The 23,757-nt window shown below is 37.6% G+C and carries 16 protein-coding genes and 1 pseudogene; 5 read left to right on the top strand and 12 right to left on the bottom strand.

Annotated elements, in window-relative coordinates; all coding sequences use genetic code 11:
- Positions 1-21: 21 nt before the first annotated feature.
- Positions 22-831, bottom strand: a complete 810-nt coding sequence (locus ACTNEP_RS01450) for a S1C family serine protease (RefSeq protein WP_441159764.1) — start codon at positions 829-831, stop codon at positions 22-24.
- A 105-nt stretch (positions 832-936) separates the two neighbouring features.
- Between ACTNEP_RS01450 and ACTNEP_RS01455 the strand changes: the two genes are divergently transcribed.
- Positions 937-1,482 carry a beta-class carbonic anhydrase gene (locus ACTNEP_RS01455; RefSeq protein WP_441159765.1) on the top strand — a complete coding sequence of 182 codons (546 nt, stop codon included), beginning with the start codon at positions 937-939 and terminating at the stop codon, positions 1,480-1,482.
- Positions 1,483-1,641: 159 nt separating this feature from the next.
- Here ACTNEP_RS01455 and ACTNEP_RS01460 read toward each other — a convergent pair whose 3' ends face one another.
- Both ACTNEP_RS01460 and ACTNEP_RS01465 read right to left on the bottom strand, forming a co-directional pair.
- Positions 1,642-2,472: an aldo/keto reductase gene (locus ACTNEP_RS01460; RefSeq protein ID WP_441159766.1), complete on the bottom strand. Its 831-nt coding sequence runs from the start codon at positions 2,470-2,472 to the stop codon at positions 1,642-1,644.
- Between the two features lie 77 nt (positions 2,473-2,549).
- Positions 2,550-3,620: an undecaprenyldiphospho-muramoylpentapeptide beta-N-acetylglucosaminyltransferase gene (locus ACTNEP_RS01465; RefSeq protein WP_441159767.1), complete on the bottom strand. Its 1,071-nt coding sequence runs from the start codon at positions 3,618-3,620 to the stop codon at positions 2,550-2,552.
- Between the two features lie 73 nt (positions 3,621-3,693).
- Here ACTNEP_RS01465 and ACTNEP_RS01470 point away from each other — a divergent pair, with 73 nt between their 5' ends.
- Positions 3,694-5,046, top strand: a complete 1,353-nt coding sequence (locus ACTNEP_RS01470) for an MATE family efflux transporter (protein WP_441159768.1) — start codon at positions 3,694-3,696, stop codon at positions 5,044-5,046.
- Positions 5,047-5,098: 52 nt separating this feature from the next.
- Here ACTNEP_RS01470 and ACTNEP_RS01475 read toward each other — a convergent pair whose 3' ends face one another.
- Complete coding sequence (locus ACTNEP_RS01475) at positions 5,099-6,523, bottom strand: aldehyde dehydrogenase family protein (protein ID WP_441159769.1); 1,425 nt, start codon at positions 6,521-6,523, stop codon at positions 5,099-5,101.
- A 135-nt stretch (positions 6,524-6,658) separates the two neighbouring features.
- Between ACTNEP_RS01475 and ACTNEP_RS01480 the strand changes: the two are divergent.
- A pseudogene (locus tag ACTNEP_RS01480) lies at positions 6,659-6,870 on the top strand (GNAT family N-acetyltransferase); the annotation flags it as partial.
- An 80-nt stretch (positions 6,871-6,950) separates the two neighbouring features.
- Here ACTNEP_RS01480 and ACTNEP_RS01485 read toward each other — a convergent pair.
- The 6 genes from ACTNEP_RS01485 to ACTNEP_RS01510 all read right to left on the bottom strand — a co-directional run bounded on the left by ACTNEP_RS01485 (position 6,951) and on the right by ACTNEP_RS01510 (position 16,465).
- Entirely contained in the window at positions 6,951-8,561 is a 1,611-nt protein-coding gene (locus tag ACTNEP_RS01485) for a glycoside hydrolase family 43 protein (RefSeq protein WP_441159770.1), read from the bottom strand.
- A 223-nt stretch (positions 8,562-8,784) separates the two neighbouring features.
- Positions 8,785-9,975, bottom strand: a complete 1,191-nt coding sequence (locus ACTNEP_RS01490) for a NupC/NupG family nucleoside CNT transporter (RefSeq protein WP_441159771.1) — start codon at positions 9,973-9,975, stop codon at positions 8,785-8,787.
- Positions 9,976-10,091: 116 nt separating this feature from the next.
- Complete coding sequence (locus ACTNEP_RS01495) at positions 10,092-10,592, bottom strand: hypothetical protein (RefSeq protein WP_441159772.1); 501 nt, start codon at positions 10,590-10,592, stop codon at positions 10,092-10,094.
- 236 nt (positions 10,593-10,828) lie between these two features.
- Positions 10,829-11,983 carry a sporulation protein YhbH gene (gene yhbH / locus ACTNEP_RS01500; RefSeq protein WP_441159773.1) on the bottom strand — a complete coding sequence of 385 codons (1,155 nt, stop codon included), beginning with the start codon at positions 11,981-11,983 and terminating at the stop codon, positions 10,829-10,831.
- A gap of 350 nt (positions 11,984-12,333) precedes the next feature.
- Positions 12,334-13,608 carry a 2-oxoglutarate dehydrogenase complex dihydrolipoyllysine-residue succinyltransferase gene (gene odhB, locus ACTNEP_RS01505; RefSeq protein ID WP_441159774.1) on the bottom strand — a complete coding sequence of 425 codons (1,275 nt, stop codon included), beginning with the start codon at positions 13,606-13,608 and terminating at the stop codon, positions 12,334-12,336.
- Positions 13,595-16,465 carry a 2-oxoglutarate dehydrogenase E1 component gene (locus ACTNEP_RS01510; protein ID WP_441159775.1) on the bottom strand — a complete coding sequence of 957 codons (2,871 nt, stop codon included), beginning with the start codon at positions 16,463-16,465 and terminating at the stop codon, positions 13,595-13,597. Before ACTNEP_RS01510 ends, odhB begins: the two co-directional genes overlap by 14 nt.
- A gap of 533 nt (positions 16,466-16,998) precedes the next feature.
- Here ACTNEP_RS01510 and ACTNEP_RS01515 point away from each other — a divergent pair.
- Entirely contained in the window at positions 16,999-17,274 is a 276-nt protein-coding gene (locus tag ACTNEP_RS01515) for a YhdT family protein (protein ID WP_441159978.1), read from the top strand.
- Positions 17,271-18,698 (top strand): sodium/pantothenate symporter, encoded by a 1,428-nt coding sequence (gene panF, locus ACTNEP_RS01520; RefSeq protein WP_441159776.1) that lies wholly within the window; start codon positions 17,271-17,273, stop codon positions 18,696-18,698. The genes ACTNEP_RS01515 and panF overlap by 4 nt, the downstream gene beginning before the upstream one ends.
- A 549-nt stretch (positions 18,699-19,247) precedes the next feature.
- Here the strand turns inward: panF and ACTNEP_RS01525 are convergent.
- On the bottom strand, positions 19,248-21,143 hold the full coding sequence (locus tag ACTNEP_RS01525) for a PrkA family serine protein kinase (protein ID WP_441159777.1): 1,896 nt from the start codon (positions 21,141-21,143) through the stop codon (positions 19,248-19,250).
- A gap of 428 nt (positions 21,144-21,571) precedes the next feature.
- Positions 21,572-23,704 carry a glycosyl hydrolase 53 family protein gene (locus ACTNEP_RS01530; RefSeq protein WP_441159778.1) on the bottom strand — a complete coding sequence of 711 codons (2,133 nt, stop codon included), beginning with the start codon at positions 23,702-23,704 and terminating at the stop codon, positions 21,572-21,574.
- Between the last annotated feature and the right edge of the window lie 53 nt (positions 23,705-23,757).

The following is a 23,757-nucleotide window of genomic DNA, read 5'->3' on the forward strand; positions in this document are numbered from 1 at the left end:
TACTGAGAGTTTGTGTTTATTTCATTGATTGTAGATATATTCTATCGGAACAGCCAAACCAATCCTGCCATGCTCCTCATTTTTTTGTGTGGCAAAAATAACCGCAATTACTTCGCCTTGTCCGTTTATTATCGGACTACCACTATTCCCACGATATACTGGAGCATCTAACATATAAACTGGTTTCTCCCAAGAAGATAGCTGTGTCATCCCAATTAAATCCCCTTCATTGGCAATCCTGTTAAATCGTAACGGATTTCCGATAAAAAGAACATCCTCTAGCTGTTCATTACTGTTTGTATCACTTAGTTCCAGATACGGAATATTTTCTGCTTCAATATCCAATATAGCTAAATCAAATTCCGGATAGGTTTCAACTACCTCACCACTATAAAGACCATCATCTTGGAAAGCGACAGTTATTCTCGGTTGATCCTCAATCACATGATAATTGGTGATGATGTATCCATCTGCTGATATAGCAAAACCAGTTCCTTTATTATCCTCACCTTCAATCACGACAACTGCTTCACGATACTCTCCGACTGTTTCATCCTGTATTAAACGAGCTGATGTTTGGATGAATTCGATAGCTGGAATGGAAAAAGTTTGAGGGAGGATCGCTATCACTTGAATAAACATCGCTATAGCAATTAACCAAATTACCCATTTGGAGATCAGCGGCTTTTTTTTCTGATTTGCTTCTGTTTGCTCTTTTTCTTTTAGCTTTTGCCGTTCCTCTTGAATTATCTCATACATTTCTTCCGGATCAATCTCTTCGTATAAATCTTTATCTATTATATCCCATTCTTTGTCGTCCGAAGGTTTCATATTACACCTCATTCATAAACAAACTGATGATTTTATTATATCATTTTGATTGATGGAAATACTAACTTGTTTTATATTAGAATTTAACAGGGAAGGAGTGACAAGATGTTAATAGATGAAATTCTTGATTTTAACAAAAAATTCGTGGAAGAAAAAGGTTTCGAGGACTATGAAACGGATAAATTCCCAAACAAACGTGCAGTAATCTTTACATGTATGGACACTCGTCTTGTCGAGTTATTGCCAAAAGCACTAAATTTAAAAAATGGTGATGTGAAGATGGTTAAAAATGCAGGTGCTATTTTAACTGATCCTTATGATAGTACGATGAAAAGTATTTTAGTAGCAATCCACGCATTACAAGCCGACGAAGTGTTTGTAATCGCCCATCATGGTTGTGGAATGAATGGTTTCAATACCGATTCGTTCGTTGATTTAATGAAAGAAAAAGGAATCGATCAAAAAGCAATAGACAGCCTCGATAAAGCGCCAAAAGAGTGGTTAACAGGTTTTGATGACGTCACAGAAAATGTGGAACAGTCCGTACGAATGATTGAGAACCACCCTTTGTTACCTGAAGATGTGCCAGTACATGGATTGGTAATTGACCCGGCAACAGGGAAATTAGACTTAGTAAAAAAAGGAAATTAGAAATAACTCGGTCTTCCGCAAGGACTTTATCGTATATAAAACATACTAAGACTAGTGGGTAAGGTCATCGACGGATGATGTTACCCACTATTTTTCTTATTAGAGTTATAGTTAGCCTCTTTCCTTCATCCGTATCCATTCTTCCTTTTAATCGATGTTTTAGACCCCATAATCAAACTCATCCGGATGGGCGCCAATCCGTTTGCCTTCATCCATTCTATTAATTTTTTCGAGATCTTCATTTGTTAAGTCAAAATCAAAAATATCTACATTCTCTTGTTGACGAGACTTATGAACAGATTTAGGGATCGTAATAATACCACTTTGATATTGCCAACGCACAATAATTTGTGATGGCTTTTTGTTATATTTTTCAGCTAATTCCTGTAATACCGGATGATCAAAATAGCGTGCCTTGCCTAATGGAGCCCATGCTTCTATTTTTATATCATGTTTTTTGCAAAAGTCTCTTACTGCTCGTTGTTGCAACTGCGGGTGTAATTCTACCTGGTTAACTGCTGGTGTAACCTCAGCTTCTTTTAATAATTCTTCTAAATGATGAGGCTCAAAATTACTTACTCCAATTGCTTTCGCTTTCCCCTCACGATATATTTCTTCCAGTGCTTTATAGGTTTCCTTAAATTTACCTGGAACCGGCCAATGTACTAAGTATAAATCAACATAGTCCATTTGTAGACGCTCTAAACTATGCTTAAATGCTGCTTTTGTTTGTTCGTACCCTTGTTCGTCATTCCATACTTTTGTTGTAACAAATATTTCTTCACGGGGAATGCCACTATCAATAATTGCTTGACCAACTCCTTCTTCATTGGCATATAGAGAAGCCGTATCAATATGACGATATCCTAAATCTAAGGCTGAGCGTACCGCATGATAGACCTCATCACCTGGTTCTGCTTTGTATACACCCAGTCCAATAACAGGTATGTCTATTCCATTGTTCAGCTTTACCGTAGTAGTTAAACTCATTTTTAGAAACGCCTCCTTTGTAATGAATATTCAATCTCTATTTTAGTATGCTGTTTGATTTTTCCAAAATAAACTGCTTATTTAACCTGACTCTTTATAATATTAATTACTTTCTGTTTCGCTTCACTGGAACGATATTGACTCATCTTATCCTTTATTTCATACTTATCTTGTTTTAATTCTAATAGAGAATGAACTAGCGAATTGGTTGATAATGCCTCTTCTTCCAAAACTTTCGCATAGCCTTGTTTTTCGAAGGATTGTGCATTGACAATCTGGTCCCCACGGCTTGCTTGAAGTGACAATGGAATCAGTAGCATCGGTTTATTTAATGCCAAAAATTCAAAAATGGCATTGGAACCTGCACGAGAACAAACCAAGTCAGTTATTGCCAGTAAATCCTTCAATTCATCCTGCACATATTCATATTGAACATAGCCTTCTTGTTCATAAGAGTTATCAATATTATCTTTCCCACAAATATGAATGACTTGAAATTGTTTTAATAATTCATCTAATCCTTTACGAACTGCTTCATTAATCTTTTTAGACCCAACACTTCCTCCCATAATTAATAGCACATTTTTTTTATTGGTAAAGCCGGTTAAAGCATAGCCTTTTTCTCTTTTTCCTGTAAAAAGCTCCTCGCGAACAACGGCTCCAATCCATTCTGCTTTTTGTTCCGGAAGATATTTAAGTGTCTCAGGAAAAGTTGCCAGCACTTTTTTAGCAAAGGGAATTGCTATTTTATTGGCAAGGCCAGGTGTATAATCTGATTCATGAATCACTGCAGGTACACCTTTCATCCGAGCTGCCACTAATACGGGAACAGAGACAAAACCGCCTTTGGAAAAAATAACTGCAGGTTTCTTTTTGCCAATAATTCGGTGAGCTTGCCAAGTACCTTTCAATACTTTGAATGGATCCTTAAAATTCTCCTTGGAAAAATAGCGACGTAGTTTTCCTGTGGAAATCGGGTGATACGTCACCCCTTCTAACGGCTCAATTAAATCCTTCTCGATCCCATTTTTCGAGCCAATATAATCAATTGTCCAACCATCTTCTAAAAATTCAGGGATAATTGCCAAATTCACCATCACATGCCCAGCGCTACCTCCACCGGTAAAAATGATTTGTTTAGTGGTCATAAATAAAAACGTCCTCTCTTTTAACAAAATATGTTATAATCCTTCTACGACTGTAAAAAAGGAAGAATGAATTATGTATCAAACAAAAACACTACAAGAAAAAATAAGACTCTTTATGATTATACTGATACCGATTCTAATCACGCAAGTAAGTATGTACGCAATGAACTTTTTTGACACGATTATGTCAGGAAGAGCAGGGGCTGCAGATCTTGCTGGAGTAGCGATTGGCTCTAGTTTATGGGTACCAGTACAAATGGCGATTGTCGGTATATTAATGGCCATGTCTCCAATTGTTGCCCAGTTGACAGGTGCGAATGAAGAGAAAAAAATTCCTTTTACTGTTCAACAGGGTATTTATTTATCCATTGGATTAGGTGTTGTGGTGACCTTGATTGGCGCCTTCTTGATCGATCCCATTTTATCATTGATGGATTTAGAAGATCGAGTACAGCATGTTGCAAAGTACTATATCATTTCAATTGGATTAGGGATGATTCCGCTTTTTGTTTATAACTTATTGCGTTCTTATATTGATGGACTTGGGCACACTAGAATTTCTATGGCAATCATTTTGACTTCTTTACCTTTAAATATTTTATTTAATTATATTTTCATTTTCGGAAAGTTAGGTTTGCCTGCTTTTGGAGGGATTGGTGCAGGAATTGCCTCGGCATTAACGTATGTCATCAATCTAATCTTATCTATTTGTATTGTTCATTATGTACGTCCATTTAGGGGTCACCGTATTTTTCATCGATTTAAGAAGCCATCCTTGAAAGAATGGTTCAGTCAACTACGAATTGGCGTTCCAATCGGGTTTTCGATCTTTTTTGAAGTAAGTATTTTTTCTGCAGTTACATTCATGTTAAGTGTCTATAGTACTAATACGATCGCTGCCCACCAAGCAGCTATAAATTTTGCTTCTTTCTTATATATGATTCCATTAAGCATTGCCATGTCCTTAACGATAGCAGTAGGCTTTGAAGTTGGCGCTAAAAGAATGAATGATGCAAAAGCTTATTCTTATATGGGGATTATCTCAGGTGTTATCATTGCTTTTCTAGCTGGTGGCGTCATTTATTTATTAGACGACCATGTTGCCAGGTTATATAGTGACCATCCGGAAGTAATTGAGCTAACGAAGCACTTCCTCTATTATGCAATATTCTTCCAGTTTGCCGATGCGGTTGGTGCTCCCGTTCAAGGGATTTTACGTGGATATAAAGATGTCAATATTACTTTCTGGATGTCGCTAGTTTCCTACTGGTTAATTGGACTACCTAGTGGATGGTTGTTTGCAAACTATACGAATTTGGATGCTTATGGCTATTGGTTAGGGTTAATTGTCGGACTTTCTGCTGGTGCTATTACCTTGTTCGGACGGATGTATTATTTGCAAAACAAACTTGCAAAACAAGTATAATTTTTAGAAATTTCAGATGGACAGTCTAGTGAAAAAGGTGTAGCCTTATCTGCTACACCTTTAAGTTCATCACAATTAATCTTTCTTCGGTCATTTCCTCAATTGAATATTTCGGTCCCTCTTTACCGTTGCCACTATCTTTCACTCCACCATATGGCATAAGATCAACACGATATTGGGAGCCGTCATTAATCATAAACCCACCGACTTCTACATTCTTAGCAGCGTAATAAGCAGTATCAATATTTTGTGTGAAAATGCCCCCTTGTAAACCATATTCAGATTGATTAATTTCATTAATACATTGTTGGATGTCCGTATAAGGAATAACACTTGCAATAGGTGCAAAAACCTCTTCACAAACTACACGCATTTCTGGTTTGACATCGGTTAGAATAGTAGGTTGCAGTAGTGCACCTTCTCTTTCACCACCAATAAAAATCGTTGCTCCTTTTTTTACAGCTTCTTGAATCCATTCTTCAGCACGTTCTGCCTCATCTTCTGCGATCATTGGACCGACATCTGTTTCTGGATCAGTTGGATCTCCTATTTTCAATTCATCCATATGTTCTTTTAGTTTTTCTAGAAATAACTCCTGCACTTCTTCATGCACATAGATTCGTTGTACAGAGATACATACCTGTCCTGCAAAAGCGAAGGATTGTGCTGCAATTGTTTTTGCAGCTAACTCCACATCTGCTTCTTTATCAACTATCACAGGTGAGTTATTACCCAATTCTAATATGAGTCGGTTCAAGCCTGTTTCTTGTTTTAATTTCAAGCCTACCTTAGCACTTCCTGTAAATGTGTATAGTGCGATTCGCTCATCTTTCATCATTTGATTACCTACTGTTGAACCGGAACCAACGACTACTTGCAATAACCCTTTCGGCAAACCTGCTTTATCAAGGATTTCTGCTAATTTCAACGCTGAAATCGGAGTTTTACTCGCCGGTTTTAACACAACTGCATTACCAGCAGCAAGGGCAGGTGCTACTTTATGTGAAACGAGGTTAAGTGGAAAATTAAATGGACTAATCGCTCCAACTACCCCTATCGGTACTTTGATCGTAAAGGCCATCCTATTTTCAGAACCGGGCGCTGCTTCAACAGGTACACCTTCACCATAAATACGTTTTGCCTCTTCTGCTGCTACTAAAAAAGTTTGAGCAGAACGATCAATCTCAGCTCGTGCCTGTTTTAACGGTTTCCCTGCTTCTTTCGTAATGATCATCGCCAACTCTTCTTTTTGGTCAGCGATAAGTTGAGAAGCTTTATGTAAGATTTGATATCGTTCATATGGAGAAAGCTTCTCCTGTTCAAATGCTTTAGCTGCACTAGTAATCGCTTTATCAACCGTCTCTTCGTCTGCTTTCGCAACACGAGCATATACTTCTTGAGTATATTTATCTACTACATCTAATGTTTGGTTTGTGTCTAGCCATTTTCCATCAATAAAAAGTTGAAACTTCTGCATCAGTTACACCTCTGTTTTCGAATTTATCATTGTTATTCCACTTTTCTACTAGTTTAAACCTTGACTCAAAAATTGCAAAGTAAATGGTAAGCTTTCATCATAATTCGTGGCAAGCGAAACTCCAAATCTAGTAAGCATTATATAAAAAGTAATTTTCAGATGTTAAACAAAGCGATCGAAATCGCAGTCGAAAAAATAAAAAGACAATCTGGTTGGGCGTTTGGGAAAAAAGTGAAAATGCTGTAGGCTTTTATACAAGATTGGGATTTACTCAAACCGGAAAGCATGCTTTTTGTACGGGGAATGAAGAACAAACAGACTTTATTATGAGCAAAACGCTTTGTTAAAAATTGATCATAGTCAAAAGCGTTCAGATACTTTTATCTGAACGCTTTTGACTTATACTTTTTCATAACATTTTCTCTATTTACTCTTCTGGATCATAAATAAAATAATCAAAATCAGCGTGTTTGTTTTGACCGGATGTATCCTGACATTGCATTCCAACGAAGGCACCTGTAAAGAACCCACCACCTCGAATATAATCATCTGACAGCTTGTATGATTCAAATTCTACCGGTACAGTATGCCATGTTTCTCCGTCGAATGAATAAGAATACGTATAGATGGAGGTTTGTACGTCTACACGTAAATAAACATATTCGACATCCTCTGGTATTTCGATTTCGTTTCCTTGTATTGGCTGACCGAATGTAAAGTTATCACATGTCATTAACTCTAAAATACGGCCTTTATCTTCATGCCATGAAATTTGGAAGGATGTCCAATTCTCTGTATTGTAGTAATTTACCAAACCTGCTGATTGCTGGAAATCCTCTGGTTGGAAAGCTACTTTTGTTTCTGCTCTAAAATTAAAGTGTTGCCAGCGTCTTGCGATAAATGATTGAGTAAATAAAGAAGTAAGTGATTCCCTACCATACAATCGTAAATGACCTGGGTTATCCTTTAACGACACAATATCTTCTCCTAATGGAATACGTAAGCTTTGGAAATGAAGATTTAATTCATCTGTATCAAAATCATCTTTGGTCGGGTAATCTGGATCCCATTTTACTTCTTCCATATTCGGTCCTTCTATTTCTAATGAAGGCTGGTTTCCACCAACAACATATGGCCAATCATCTTTCCACTCTAATCGCTGAATGGCTGTTTCACGGCCTAATGGACAATAGCCACGAGGATCTAATAATGGTTGTCCTTCTCTCGGTAAAACACGTCCAGTTAAGTGAACAAGGAACCACTCATCTGTATGAGTCTGGACAATTGACGCATGTCCTGCTTTTTGTAATGGGTTTCTCGGATAGGGCCACGACGTTATCAGTGGATTTTCCGGATGTACTTCGTATGGTCCAGTAAGTTCTTTAGCGCGTGCAATGGTTGCACAGTGATCGAATTTCGTACCACCTTCAGCTGTTAACAAATAATAATATCCATTCCATTTATATAAGTGCGGTGCTTCTGTCAATTTAATATCTGTTCCTTTGAAAATAACTTGCTGTTTACCTACTAGTTTCTGTTGGCCATGATCATATTCCTGTAAGACAATTCCATAGAAGTTATGATGTCCAACACGATGATCCCATTTCATGTTTACTAAGTATTTTTTACCGTCCTCATCATGGAATAAGGATGGATCAAACCCTGAGCTGTTTAAGTAAATTGGATCTGACCATTCACCATCAATCGTATCACATGTTGCTAAATAGTTATGAGAATCTTTCCAGTTACCGTTTACAACCTTCACATCTGTATAAATCAAATAAAATTGACCATCATGGTGTGATAACTGTGGTGCCCAAATCCCACCTGAGTTAGGATTTCCTTTCATGTTTAATTGACTTAATCTATTAAGTGGTCTTGATGCTAAACGCCAATTTTTTAAGTCTTTCGAATGATAGATACCTACACCTGGAAACCATTCAAATGTAGAAACGGCAATATAGTAGTCTTCCCCTACTCTGCAAATACTTGGATCCGGATTAAAACCTGTTAAAATTGGATTTTGAATTGTAGCCATTTGTTTCACCCCTGCTTTAATTTGTAAACGTTTAATTTCACATTCATAGTATAGCATAAAATTCACACAAAGTATAATGGATAAACTAAGTTTTTGTGATTTTTTGTATCGATTCTATACATTGATAAATCGTACATGCTTTGGATTTAAAAAAGGAATACAGTATTAGACATGGCTAATATGTATTCCTCTTTTTTTATAATGGATAACGTCTATCTGACTTTTACAAGAATAGACCTGCCATTGTTGCAGATAGGATGGAACCTAATGTTGCACCGATTAATAATTTCATACCAAATTTAGATACAGATGCACCTTTTTCACTATCAATCCCTTGTACTGTACCAGCAATGATACCGATAGAAGAGAAGTTAGCAAAACTGGTTAGGAATACGGAAACAACCCCAACTGTTTTTTCTGATAATTCTCCTACTAAAGGTTCTAGTTCTAACATAGCTACGAATTCGTTGGTTATAATCTTGGTACCCATAATTCCACCAGCTTGAATTAATTCGCCTGGAGCAATACCCATTAAGAATCCAATTGGTGCGAGCACATATCCTAATATTTCTTGTAATGTTGTACCAGCAAACACAGCTGCAATTACCCAGTTGACTAACTCTAAAGCTGCAATAAAAGCAATTAACATGGCTGCTACAATTAACGCTATTTTACCACCATCTAAAGCACCATTTCCCATCGCTTCAAAGAAGCTTTTTGCTTCTGATACATTTTTCACATCTACTTCATCATTTTCATCGTCCACTTTAACTGGTGCAATAAGGGATGCAATAATAAGTGAACTGAACATGTTCAATGGAATGGCTACTAAAACATACTGCGCTGGTAGCATTTGAATATATGCCCCGATGATAGAAGCTGAAACAGATCCCATTGCTGAAGCACTGACAATATAAAGTCGATTATTATTTAAATGACGGAATTGAGATTTAATGGCAATAATTGCTTCCGATTGACCAAAGAACATACTGTTTACTGCATTAAAAGATTCTACTTTTGGTAACCCGGTAATTTTGGAAATTCCCCAGCCAATATACTTAATAATGAATGGCAGGATCTTTAAATAAGTAAGTACAGATAATAAGGTTGAAAAGAAAATAATAATTAATAATACATTGAAGAAGAATACTGAACCGCCTTCTTCAATAGCAAGTCCACCTAATACGAAGGCAACACCTTCATTTGCAAATTCAATTAATTTGTTAAACACATCCGCAATAAAATTAATAACTGCTTCCCCAATGGATGTCATAAACATAAACCATGTGGTTAGGACTTGTGCTAGGAGCATTAGTCCAATTCCAACAAAATTAACATTTTTGCGATCATTTGACATCGCATACGCAATAGCTAGTACAATTATAACTGCTAATAACCCAAATAAAATTCCCACTATTTTTCCTCCTTAAAAAAACACTACTTTTCTACCTTTCCCAACCATCTGTATAATTACACCCCATTTTAGCATGAAAATGTTTTCTTGTGTGGACGTTTTCTAAAGTCTAAAAATTATGAAGATTCAAAAGATCTCGCTACTTGGACTAATTCTTCTTCTGAAAGAGTCTCTTCACTGGGACGATAAATCATTTGATAGGTAATACCATCTTTTTCCCACCGTAATGTCTGGGAATAGGATTGATCTTGATAATAGCCTTCTACGGAATCTCTTAATGTTATGGTCTCGAAATTACTTTGATCTTGATATGGCTCTCCATTAATTAGTTGTATCGTGAAAATATCGTTAGCTTGTGAAAACATGGTAATATCGAATGCTTCATTATCATATTCGTCTTCATGCTCATCCAAATAAAAATGATCCGTAACAACTATTTCGGGAGCAATTGGAACATAAGATGGAAGTTCTGCGTTAAAATCTACGTTTTCCAATGCTTGTTCGACTTTATTTTTTTCGTAGGAATAAAAACCTTCTGGTATAGAAGATTGCGCATTACACCCTGCTAAGAATAAAAGTAATGTGCTTGCTGTGATCACGTGCTGATAGAACTTCATACGATTATGCCTCCATAATTTACTTTCTTATAATAATTGGACGTATAAAACCAGTAATTGGTTTCCAAAAAACATGTATATTTAGTTATTATGGCATTGTTCGTAAAATTTAGTCATATTTACCTACATTTATCTAATATCATACCCTAATGAACTAACTCAAAAAAACACAGTGTAAAGATGACATAATTTTTCTTTTGAAAAGTAAAGTCGTCTTTAAAAAAATACCGCCGATACTATTTAGCATCGACGGTATTTTTATGAAAGAAGTGCTTCATGGCATAGAAAACATCTTCTCTATTTTTTAAGACATATTGTTTAAATCGTGGATGATCAATTTCTTTAAATGCTTGCATCAATGTCGAATAACGATTATATTGATTGACTTCTCCATAACAGAACATACTTGCACTTTCTAACAATTCATTCACTGCTTCTAATGATCTCCGGTTATCAGAAGTTAAATTATCACCATCAGAGAAATGAAAAGGATAGATGTTATAACGACTAACTGGATACTTCTCATCTACTAGTTCAAGTGCTTTTCGATAAACAGAAGAACAAATGGTTCCACCACTTTCTCCCTTTGTAAAAAAAGATTCCTCATCTACCACTTTTGCTTCTGTATGGTGGGCTATAAATTCCACCTCTACTGTCTCATATTTTTTTCGTAAAAATCGAACCATCCAAAAATAAAAACTACGGGCAACATATTTTTCAAATTGTCCCATGGAGCCACTTGTATCCATCATTGCTAGAACAACTGCTTTCGATTCTGGCTTTTCAATATTATCCCATGTTTTAAATCGTAAATCATCTGGATAAATTGGAACAAAAGACGGGTTCCCTTCCAAGGCGTTTCTTCGATAAGATGCAAGCATTGTTCTTTTCTTATCAATATTTCCAATTAATCCTTTTTTTCGTATGTCCCGAAACTCTACGTCGGTAATCGTAATATTATCTTCTTCTTTCTCCATCAAATTAGGTAACGCAAGCTGGGAAAAGAATGCTTCCTCTACTTCCGCAAAATCTACTTCTGCCTCATAGTAGTCTACTCCGGGTTGATTCCCTGCTTTTTCAGCTTTTTGGCCCTTTTTCGCTTGTTGTGGGTCTTGAGCAACGACATCCCCTACTTCGCTATCTCCGTTTCCCTGACCAATATGTTTGCTTTTAGTTTGATTATAACGTATTTTGTATTCGTCTAAGGAGCGAATCGGAATACGTATGATTTCCTTTCCCCGAGACATAATAATATTTTCTTCACTAACGATATCTGGGAGTTTCTTTTTTAATACTTCTTTTATTTTGTCTTGATGTCGTTTTTGGTCATCAAACCCTTTTCGATGGAGGGACCAATCTTCTTCTGCGATCACAAAGTTAACATCTGCCATCAAATCCCCTCCTTCGCTTGTATTATTTTATTGTATGCAGCGAAAAGAAGAATGATTAAGCATTTTTTTCAGAAATTAAATGGATTAAAATCTAATTATTTTACCAATGGTGCATAAAGAACCTAACGTAGTAGATACATACTAACTAGTAGTTACTTTCACCCATTCTGTTTTTGGTAAGTGGTATGGTACGCTTCGGCAGAACACTTCCTTTCCGCGGTGTGGAACTTACACTCAACTCAAAAGAATGGAAGACAGCAAAATCTTATGAAAGTTATTTCACAGTTTATGTATTTGGGGCTCTGTTGAAAAAAACACTCACCATTAAAAAATGATGAGTGCTTTTGGTTTTAGCCTTCTAATAATAGATCATATGGATCTTCTAGTAATTGTTTAACGCGTACAAGGAATTGCACTGCTTCTTTTCCGTCTACAATACGGTGATCGTACGATAGTGCAATGTACATCATCGGACGAACCTCTATCGAATCGTCCGGCATGACAACTGGACGTTTTTGAATCGAATGCATTCCTAAAATACCAACTTGTGGTGCATTTAGGATTGGTGTGGATAACAGTGATCCAAAAATACCTCCATTTGTGATCGTAAAGGATCCACCTTGTAAGTCACTAATTTGTAATTCTTTATTTTTCGCTTTCGTACCTAAATCAGCAATCGCGGATTCAATACCGGCAAAATCAAGACGATCCGCATCTCGTACTACCGGGACAACTAAACCGTCGTCTGTTGATACTGCAATACCGATGTCATAGAATTTCTTTTTCACAATTTCATTTTCTTGAATCTCCGCATTTAAGTATGGGAACTCTTTCAATGCACTAACTACTGCTTTGGTAAAGAATGACATAAAGCCTAGTTTAATACCATGTTTCTCTTGGAACTTATCTTTACGTTCACTTCTTAGATTCATAACAGCTGTCATATCTACTTCGTTAAAGGTTGTAAGCATAGCTGCTGTATGTTGCGCTTCAACCAGACGGTTCGCAATTGTTTGACGGCGACGTGTCATTTTCTCACGTTCTACCGGTTTATCAAACTCTGCTTGTGAACTAGAAGACTTCGTTTTATTATCTGCTTTAGGTTTCTTATCTGCTTTTGCAGGTTTCGCTGCATTCTCCACATCTTCTGGACGAATGCGTCCTAACGGATCTGTTGGCGTAATATCATTGAGGTCAATACCTAACTCACGAGCACGCTTTCTCGTTGCTGGTGATGCGACAACTTTTTGTTGGCTTCCTGCTTTTTTAGGTTCTGCTGCTACTTTACTAGTAGCTGCCTCTTCTTTTTTCGGTTCTGCTGCTTTAGCTTCCTCTTTTACTGCTGGTTCTTCTTTATCATCCGAGCTTTCTTCTGAACCACCAGCTTCACCATTTTCATCTATCTTGGCAATGACCTCTCCAACTTCAACGTCATCGCCTTCACCTTTTACAAATTCAGCAATTACACCTGAATAATCTGCATTTACTTCTACATTAACTTTATCAGTTTCCAGCTCACAGATAGGATCACCTTTCTCGACGGAATCACCCTCACTAACTAGCCATTCTGCTATCGTTCCTTCTGTAATAGATTCTGCTAATTCTGGGACTTTAATTTCCTTCATTGGTTTCTCCTCCTTCAGACAGCTCTAATGCTTTTTCTATAATGCGTCTTTGTTCTGTTTTGTGAATGTGTTGGTCTCCAACAGATGGCGACGAACGTTCTGTACGTCCAACGTAGTGCAGTTCTAGATCTTTATCTGCAAGCATTCTGTAAAGCAATTCCTTCACAAAATTCCATGCTCCCATATTTCGTGGTTCCTCTTGTACCCACACCACTTCTTCCAGTTTAGTACACCCGTCAATGACCTCCTGGATTTTCTTATCAGGGAATGGATAGATCTGCTCTAAACGTACAACATGAATGTCTTTGTATTTCTCTGGACTTTCGCTCATTTTTTCCTGAATATCTACCATTACTTTTCCAGTACCAATTAATAATCGCTTAGCTTTTTTAGATGTTAACGCTAAGCCAGGCTGTGGAATGAGTGTTTGGAACTTACCATCTGTAAACTCCTCTATCGAAGATACCACTCGCGGACTGCGTAATAAGCTCTTCGGTGTTAATACCACTAATGGACGAGCCGCATCACTATCCACTAACGCAGCCTGACGTCTTAACAGATGGAAGAACTGCGCACTTGTTGTAACATTTGCTACAATCCAGTTGTTTTCCGCAGCCATTGTTAAGAATCGCTCAACTCTTGCACTGGAGTGTTCTGGCCCTTGCCCTTCATAACCATGTGGTAATAGCATCACCATATTAGAGCGTTCATCCCACTTCGCACGACCGGAAGATATAAATTGATCAAAAATCACCTGACCTGCATTGGCAAAATCACCGAATTGTGCTTCCCAGATAACAAGTGTCTTCGGTGCTTTCACACTATAACCATACTCAAACCCAAGCACGGCAGCTTCGGATAATGGACTATTGTGAATGTCAAATGTCGCTTTTGCTTCATCAAGTCCGTGCATCGGGCAATACGTATCACTTGTTTCAACATCGTGTAACTTTAAGTGGCGATGTGCAAATGTTCCACGCTCTGAATCCTGCCCAGAAATACGAATTGGAATACCATCCTGTAAAATCGAAGCATATGCTAATGCTTCTGCAACTGCCCAATCGGCTTTTTCTTCTTTTTCAAACGTATGATGACGCTTTGATAATATCTTTTCGAGCTTCTTAAAGGATTGAAAACCTTCTGGTCGTTTTAATAGACCCCTATTTAGAGAAAGCAATAAATCCTTTGGTACAGATGTTTCTATGTCACTTAATCCATTACGCAATGCCTGTGGTACTGGCAATGCTTCCGGATTTTCATTAACACTTTCCGTCATCTCATCATAAATGCCTTGTAATTTATTAAAAACAGCTTCCTTCATTTCTTCAAAAGTATTTTCCGTTAGAATTCCTTCTTCTTGCAATCGTTGCGCATATACTTTTGCACAAGTAGGATGTTTATCAATTGATTTGTACAGTTTCGGCTGTGTTGCGCGTGGTTCATCCATTTCATTGTGACCATAACGTCGATAGCCTACTAAATCAATTAACACATCCTTTTGGAACTTTTTACGATATTCATATGCTAAAGTAGCAGCGGAAATACAAGCTTCAGGATCATCTGCATTAACATGGATAATTGGCACTTCAAAACCTTTAGCCAAGTCACTTGCATATCTAGTAGAACGACCTTGACGTTGACCAGTTGTAAAACCAACCAAGTTATTGGCAATAATGTGCAAGGTTCCACCTGTTCGGTATCCTTCTAATGCACTTAAGTTAAAGGTTTCTGCTACTACACCTTCCCCGATGAATGCTGCATCACCGTGAATCAAAATACTAAACGCTTTGTTCACATCTTGTACTGGTTTACCTTTTTGGAAACGAAAATCTTGTGCTGCTCTGGTAAAACCTTCTACAACTGGATTAACAAACTCCAAGTGTGAAGGATTATGTGCTAATGTAATCTTGGTTGGTGATGGTTTTTCTTCCCCAACATCTCGTTTTGCACCAAAGTGATATTTTACATCACCAGTCCAGCCATAAGTAATGGCTTTTGAGCCTGGTGAAGATGGTACTAATTCCTTATCTGCTGATGGATGAAACTCAGAAAATAGCTTATCAAATGGCTTACCTAAAATATGTGTTAAAACACTTAATCTTCCACGGTGAGCCATCCCCATTAAGATTTCTTCTGTTTCATCATAGAAGGAATTTTGTACTATTCGGTCTAATATTGGAACCATCATTTCTAAACCTTCAATAGAAAAACGTTTCTGTGCCACAAATGTCTTAGCTAAGAAATTTTCAAATCCCTCTACATCCACGATCTTTCCAAGCAATTCTTTTTTCTCATTTTCTGAGAAAGGTAATCGATACTTTCCTGACTCAATATTTTCCTGGAACCACAAGCGTTCTTCATCATTGTTTACGTGATCATACTCAAATGAAATCGTTCCTGCATATTGATCTAATAAATGATCAACAACGTCCTGTGCATTTTCCACTCCAGGAACTGTGGAATCCCAAACCCACTCAGCCGGAATCGCTTCCAAAACGTCTTTACTAAGATTGTAGTAACTTGGATCAACAAGTGTAGTATCACTTGAAATTCCTGATCCTACCGGATAAATATCAGCTTTCAAATGACCGTAACGACGAATAGCCTCAACAAGCTTGATTGCTGAGGTTAAATGTTTCGCATTAATATCAGATGATAAGCCTTTACCATTCGCTACCTCTGCTTGCTGTCCTTTCAATAATTCTTTTGGAGCTCCGTACTGATCGAACATTTCTTTCAGGGACGAATCGACAGAGTCTTTGTTTTCTACATAAAGCTCATACTGTTCTTGTACATATCCCATATTAGGACCATAAAATTTTTTCCAGAATCTCTCACTGGATTCCTGCTGTGTCACGTCTTATACCCCCATTAGAAGTCACTTTCTCCTACTAAACTAAACTCCCATCCAAATGTTGTAATGATTAAAACATTACATCAATAAATATAACCTATTTTACCTAGGGAAACAACAGATAAGTTGCGATTTTTTGGAAAAGTTTTATAAGTATAAAAAAAGTGTTTAAAAGCTGATTTTTATGCGTTAAAAGGCACATTATGATCGTTGATGAGAATGCTTACCCTCAATTATGTTTCGTTCGTTTTTTTTACGTATATTTTCACTTTATCACCCGATACATAATACCTAAATTTTCCACAAACAGCTCTATCAATTGATCGTATTATTTGTCTCGTTAACATCTCTCATCTTTGAAACGATTGGTAGTATAGTGTACCTCGATACCACACGCCACAGGTAAGTCGTAATCCATTGCTTTCGACCATTTACTCCAATTGCATCCTATCATTTCAGGCTTATGCAGTTGTCACGAAGGCTCTGATATGATTTACTTTTAAGACAGGAAATTATTTTGGGAGGAATAGAGGATGATGAAAAAACAAAATAATAACCCTTTTAAAGTAGCTAACCGCGAAGCAATTATTGGTGTCGTATTAGTGCTGTTTCATTTTATCTGGTGGTTTGCTTTTGCGTATGGCTTAGGGAAAGTGGATCCTTCGGAGTATCACTATATCTTAGGATTTCCTGCATGGTTTTTCTACAGTTGCATTGTTGGGATCATCATCATATCCATTTTAGTATTTATTATTGTTAAATTCTTTTTTACTGATGTACTTTTAGATGATGAGGAGTTCGAACAACCATGAATTTAGTAGCAACGATCACATTATTCACTTCGGTTGCCATCATTTTTTTAATTGGTTTACTAGCAAGTAGAACAGCCAAGACAAATACCCTCTTTATGGAAGATTATTATTTAGGCGGGCGCAGTCTTGGAGGATTCGTCTTAGCAATGACTATGACTGCTACATACGGAAGTGCCAGCAGTTTTATTGGTGGTCCAGGAGTAGCTTACAATGAAGGTTTAGGCTGGGTGTTATTATCTGTTACGCAAGTATCTACAGGTTATTTCACCTTGATGATTCTTGGCAAAAGGTTTGCAATGGTCGCCAAAAGATACAAAGCCATCACGATGGTAGATTTTCTAAAAGAACGATACCAATCCAAATGGGTTGTATTATTGTCTTCATTTAGTATTATTGTTTTTTTATTTTCTTTAATGGCTGCTCAATGGATTGGTGGAGGACGGTTAATCGAATCGATCACTGGATTGTCCTATCATTCTGCATTGCTTATTTTTGTATTAACGGTCATTGTTTATGTCACCTTTGGCGGTTTTCGTGCGGTTACATTAACCGATTCGATTCAAGGGACCATTATGATTATCGGAACAGTCATCCTGCTTGGCTCAATAATAATGGCAGGAGGAGGTATCTCTTCCATCATGGCTGATCTTCGTGCAGAGAATACAAATCTCATTACACCATATGGGGCAGAAGGAACTTTATCACCGCGATACGTCTCATCCTTTTGGATATTGGTTGGAGTGGGGGTAATAGCTTTACCCCAAATTGTCGTACGAGCAATGTCTTATAAAAATACAAGATCTTTTCATCGTGCCATTATTATAGGTACGATTGTGGTTGGTGTCATCATGTTAAACATGCATTTAATCGGGGTTTTTGCTCGCCCGATTTTACCAGGCATCGAAGTTTCTGATACAGTCATACCTCTAATTGCTTTAGAAGTATTACCAGCTTGGTTAGCAGGAATTGTCTTAGCAGCTCCACTTGCAGCAATTATGTCCACAGTTGACTCCTTACTTTTATTAGTAAGTTCAACGATTGTAAAAGATGTTTATATCAACTATATCCAACCTAATGCATCTAAGACAAAAATTCGTATATTAAGTATGACAGTAACTGCTATTTTAGGAATAATCGTTTACCTTATCGCGATAAATCCACCTGATCTAATTATCTGGCTAAACCTTTACACAATCGGCGGATTAGAAGCAGCATTTATTTGGCCGGTCGTTATGGGACTCTATTGGAAAAAAGGGAATAAGCATGGAGCGATAGCAGCAATTATCTCTGGCTTCCTTTCCTATATATTATTCCAAGCCTTTTACCCAGAACCATTTGGCATGCATGCCGTCGTCTCCTCCATTGCGATATCACTTCTTGCATATGTAGGAGCTAGTTTGAGCATAGGAAGAAAGGTAGCATAACTTTACCGGACACTTCTAAAAAATCAACCGAAAAGGGGCTGGGAGAAAAGAATTTATCATCACAAAATTCCAAACGATTATTCAAATAGACCTTGAAATCGTTTGGAATTTGATATTTATTAGGAGCAAACTACGCACGAACTTATGTTGCTTCGTAGCAATTTTGAGAGGGTATCGTTGCGTAACCATCGCTCCGGCTGTCCACCTTCCTTTCCACGGTTTTTTCTCCTCAGCTAGTAGAGGTGTTCCACACTATTTGCTACAGAATCATGATTGGATGAAAGGTAGCTTTGACCGTAGTGAGTAGATAGTCAGGTTATTTCTTCCATTCGTTGTCTCTTTTAAAATTGCGATGGCCGATCGTTTCGACTCCTGAGCGATTAGCATGCTCTTGGAAAGCGAAACGATCAGCCGGAGCGGATACTTTGCACTCGATATCATAAAACTTTTGTTAGTGAACAGTGTGCCTATACTGCACAACCATACTTATTGCATCGTTCATATTTGACGTTAAGAAAATAGATTCTGTCACAACCTCTTTCTTAAATATTATCGATTTAATAAACTTCCCACATACCTTAATAAATCATTGGCAGACTGTGTATTATAGCCGTACTCCTCCACAAGCGTTGCCACTACTTCATTCATTTTCTTTAGCTGCTGTTCATCTGGTGTTTTTGTGGAGGTTGTAATTTTTACAACATCCTTCAAGTCTGCAAACAGTTTCTTTTGAATTGCTTCACGTAAACGTTCATGTGATTGATAATCGAATTTTTTGCCTTTTCTTGCATAGGCTGAAATTCGGATTAAGATTTCTTCGCGGAAAGCCTTTTTAGCATTTTCGGAGATGCCGATCTGTTCCTCGATTGAACGCATTAATTTTTCATCAGGGTGCATTTCTTCCCCTGTTAATGGGTCCTGTAATTTAGCCTTATTACAAAATGCTTCGACATTATCTAAATAATTATCCATCAGTGTTTTAGCAGACTCTTCATAAGAATAAACGAAGGCTTTTTGCACTTCTTTTTTCGCCAGTTCATCATATTCTTTGCGGGCAATCGAAATAAAATCGAGATAGTCTTCTTTTTGCTCTTTCGTAATAGATGGATGATCATCTAGACCGTCTTTTAAGGAGCGCAACACATCAAGTGCATTAATTGCTTGCATTTCTTTACGGATAATAGTAGATGAAATACGATTAATGACATAACGCGGATCAATACCTGTCATGCCTTCATCAGCATATTCTTTTTTCATAGCATGCACATCTTGGTCGCTAAAGCCTTCGACATCTTGATCATTATATAAATACAGTTTCTTTAACAGACTGACATTACTTTGTTTAGATTCTTTTAAGCGTGTCAGAATCGTAAACATCGCAGCAATTTTCAATGTATGCGGTGCGATGTGGACATCTTGGATGTCACTCTCTTCAATCATTTTTTGATATATTCGTTCTTCCTGATCTAGCTTCAAATTATAAGGAATAGGCATTACTATCATTCTGGAATGCAATGCTTCATTTTTTTTATTGGAAATAAAAGACCGATACTCCGACTCGTTCGTGTGAGCGACGATCATTTCATCCGCTGAAATCAAGGCAAATCGGCCTGCCTTGAAATTACCTTCCTGAGTTAATGAAAGTAAGTGCCAGAGAAATTTCTCATCACATTTCAACATTTCCTGGAATTCCATCAGCCCGCGATTCGCTTTATTAAGCTCCCCATCAAAGCGGTATGCTCTTGGATCAGATTCTGATCCATAAGTGGCAATTGTGGAAAAATCAATCGATCCAGTAAGATCCGCAATATCCTGCGATTTCGGATCAGATGGGCTAAACGTACCAATCCCAACCCTGTTATCTTCTGAGAAAAAGATCCGCTCTACAATGACATCTTCTATTTTGCCACCATATTCCTCCTCAAGTCGTAACCTATTTAAAGGTGATAAACTTCCTTCAATTTTTATCCCATATTCTTGCTCAAACTCCCCTCTTAAATGCTGAGGGATAAGGTGCAACGGGTTTTCATGCATTGGACAGCCTTTAATTGCATATACGGCCCCTCTGTCTGTCAATGTATATTTCTCCAACCCTCTTTTTAATAAGGTAACTAAAGTGGATTTTCCACCACTTACAGGTCCCATTAATAATAAAATTCGTTTTTTTACATCGAGTCTCTTTGCAGCTGGATGGAAATACTCCTCAACTAACTTTTCTAAAGCTTCTTCCAATCCAAATAATTGCTCACTGAAAAACTTATATTTTCGTACACCGTTCTCTTCTTCTACTCCTTCGTCTTTTATCATCTGATAGATACGAGAATGAGCAGATTGTGCAAGATACGGTTTTTCTTTTAACAGCTCAAGATACTCTGCAAATGTCCCTACCCACTTTAAGGCATCTTGTGTATGACGATATTCTTGCACCTTTCTTAAAATATCCATAAAAAATGACCTCCCAATAATGTAAACCTTGCTATGCCATAAAAAGCATGATGAAATTATTTCGATAGTTGCTTTATCTATATGTATGTAGGTATGTGATAAAAAATGAATGGAGTATGATAAGAAGGTGCCTTCATTCTCAACGATAATGGAAAGGTCTAGCCATTTAAAATGTGGCTTCCGGTAATATTTGAATGATTCACCGTAAAGATTAGCAAAAACCCTAAGAGAAGAAGTACCACTATTCATTCTTCATTCCTGTAATGCTTTGTTCCAAATCGAGTAAATAAGCTGTAGCCATCAACATTTAATCAAGTTCGTGTCATGTTGAATGAATCATTTCATGAAACAAAGTTGCCCCACCTGTGAGAAGACTAGGTGGGGCATTGTAATTTTCTTTAATGTTTTCACGTAGACAGTGCGTACTGTTATTTCAAGCTTTCTATCAGTAACTCTGCATGTTCTGTAAGTACTATCTTTGCTTCATGAGAAACATTTCGTTTATTTGCCTTACGATTCATATGATCTATATATTTTTCTAAAAACTTACTTGCAGCTTCCTTTGATCCTTTTTCCAAGTGATGCGTCACTTGTTTTAATGCATTTACTAATTGTGGTACTACTGGACCTGACAAGTCACCAGATTCCACCTTTTCATCCGTTAAGCGTTTCAATACATCCACCGTCATTACTACAGCAACGTGCGCAGTAACATTACCATGTTTGGTTGTTCCATGTACACTGAAAGAACCAATAGTGGAATAGTCCTCTTCTTCCATTGCATCCCACGTCACTTCTGTACGCACGGTTGTGTCATTTTCAACATCTAACACATCGATAGTATCCGGCAATGCTGGTTCCTCGTAAAGTGGAGTCAAGAGATACTCATTCGTTTTCGTAATAAAGTCACTGTATGCTGCATGAAACACTCGTGTAGAATCATTTGCTTCGTACCACCCATCGCCTATTGAAGTAAACATTGATTGCCAAATCGCTGGTTCCCACACTAATACAGTAGACACCGCATTATCAATCGTATCATTGGCAGTCCGCATGACATCGATCATGAAATCTGCTTGCCCTTGTATCGTGTTAGGATACCCAGAATCAGAAGGACCTCCAGAAGCTCTATGAGAAGTTTCTGATATTGCTAATTCATAGGTAGGAAACTCTGTTGCAAACGCATGTAAGTTATTACTTAAATCTGCGATCGTACCATGCCACTCAGGGTAATAAGAAATGGACATGATATCAAAGTCATTCTGATAATCTTCCTTCAACCTTGTCGTTAGCTGGCGCCAAAACTCCAGTGTTTTCGGTAATCGATTTGTACTAACGATGACGTGGATTTTAGTTTTTGATTCAGGTGAAGCATCTTGAGAAGCACGTAGTCCAGCATCCACGATTGCGGTAAATCGATCCCAGGCAGCATCATAGGCCGCTTGTTCATCTGGATCTTCTGATTCCCAATACTCCCATAACAGTTCACCACCTGGTTGTGCAGTATAGGATGGGTCTTCTATCGCATACCTTGGTTCAAGTCCTGTAGGAACCTTTTCCTCACCCCAAAGTGTTCCATCAATTATTTCATTTCCCACCTGGATGTAATACGGAGTTACTCCTGCGGCTACATGATCCGCTGTCACTTCATACGTGAAATCATACACCGCTTCCACAAGCTCATCAAACGGCAAATCCTTCCAAGCTTTTGGTTTTATCTGTTTTCCTGGATCTGCCCAACTGTCCGAATAATGAAAGTCAATCCCTACTTTCAAACCTAGTTCATCTGCATATAATGACTTGTTTAGTGTATCCTCTGGGTTCATACTTCCATCAATTTGTGTCACTGGTTCCCCTGTGTTTTCTGACCTTGGTTCATTCCAAACTCGGAACCTTGCAGATGTCATGCCTGTTTCCTGCATTGTACCAATCATACGACCATCAGATGATGGTATGTCTGTATTACTATCTGTAGTATACGTTCTATCTAAATAAGCAGTATCCCAAGATAAGTCTGCTCCAACCGACAAATTGTCCTTTAGTAGATAATTGCTTGCACGAATCTCTGCGATACCTGCAATAGCACCATCTGAAACATTTAATAGTGTTGCTTTCAAATATCTTACTTCTGAAGTATTTTGAATAAGAACATCTTCTCCTCCAGTTATGGGTTCATCAGAATGGTCAGAAAGAGTAAACCATTTCTCTCCATCACTAGATGCTTCAAGTTTATAGTTGTATTTGCCTTCCAGCGTTGGGAATACAACCTCCACTTTTTTCATTCCAGGATAAGTTCCACCTAGGTCGATCTGTATCCAACTATCTTCGGACACAGAGCCAGCATCCCAATAAGTCGCTGCCTCTTGATCAACAGCTAAACTAGCATCTCCAGTTCCTGCTTCAGCAGATACCCAACTCTTCGTTAGTAAGTTTGTATATGCTGGTGAAATTTCTGCATTTCCATAATATGCTGCTGTTGGCACACTGAAAAAAGTTGTCCCTACTAACATCATTATCATGAAGAATATCGTTAATTTCTTTACAAACGAGAGTTTTTTCATTATACGTTACCTCCTATTTTCATCAAGGAATCAAACAGCTTTGCTATAAGAAT

This window comes from Gracilibacillus sp. HCP3S3_G5_2, from assembly GCF_052063305.1.
Taxonomy (GTDB): Bacteria; Bacillota; Bacilli; order Bacillales; family Amphibacillaceae; genus Gracilibacillus.

What these genes read in the sequence shown, in the direction of transcription:
- ACTNEP_RS01450 (WP_441159764.1), bottom strand. Translation starts at nt 831, where the DNA reads ATGAAACCTTCGGACGACAAAGAATGGGATATAATAGATAAAGATTTA.
- ACTNEP_RS01455 (WP_441159765.1), top strand. Translation starts at nt 937, where the DNA reads ATGTTAATAGATGAAATTCTTGATTTTAACAAAAAATTCGTGGAAGAA.
- ACTNEP_RS01460 (WP_441159766.1), bottom strand. Translation starts at nt 2,472, where the DNA reads ATGAGTTTAACTACTACGGTAAAGCTGAACAATGGAATAGACATACCT.
- ACTNEP_RS01465 (WP_441159767.1), bottom strand. Translation starts at nt 3,620, where the DNA reads ATGACCACTAAACAAATCATTTTTACCGGTGGAGGTAGCGCTGGGCAT.
- ACTNEP_RS01470 (WP_441159768.1), top strand. Translation starts at nt 3,694, where the DNA reads ATGTATCAAACAAAAACACTACAAGAAAAAATAAGACTCTTTATGATT.
- ACTNEP_RS01475 (WP_441159769.1), bottom strand. Translation starts at nt 6,523, where the DNA reads ATGCAGAAGTTTCAACTTTTTATTGATGGAAAATGGCTAGACACAAAC.
- ACTNEP_RS01485 (WP_441159770.1), bottom strand. Translation starts at nt 8,561, where the DNA reads ATGGCTACAATTCAAAATCCAATTTTAACAGGTTTTAATCCGGATCCA.
- ACTNEP_RS01495 (WP_441159772.1), bottom strand. Translation starts at nt 10,592, where the DNA reads ATGAAGTTCTATCAGCACGTGATCACAGCAAGCACATTACTTTTATTC.
- yhbH (WP_441159773.1), bottom strand. Translation starts at nt 11,983, where the DNA reads ATGGCAGATGTTAACTTTGTGATCGCAGAAGAAGATTGGTCCCTCCAT.
- odhB (WP_441159774.1), bottom strand. Translation starts at nt 13,608, where the DNA reads ATGAAGGAAATTAAAGTCCCAGAATTAGCAGAATCTATTACAGAAGGA.
- ACTNEP_RS01515 (WP_441159978.1), top strand. Translation starts at nt 16,999, where the DNA reads ATGAAAAAACAAAATAATAACCCTTTTAAAGTAGCTAACCGCGAAGCA.
- panF (WP_441159776.1), top strand. Translation starts at nt 17,271, where the DNA reads ATGAATTTAGTAGCAACGATCACATTATTCACTTCGGTTGCCATCATT.
- ACTNEP_RS01525 (WP_441159777.1), bottom strand. Translation starts at nt 21,143, where the DNA reads ATGGATATTTTAAGAAAGGTGCAAGAATATCGTCATACACAAGATGCC.
- ACTNEP_RS01530 (WP_441159778.1), bottom strand. Translation starts at nt 23,704, where the DNA reads ATGAAAAAACTCTCGTTTGTAAAGAAATTAACGATATTCTTCATGATA.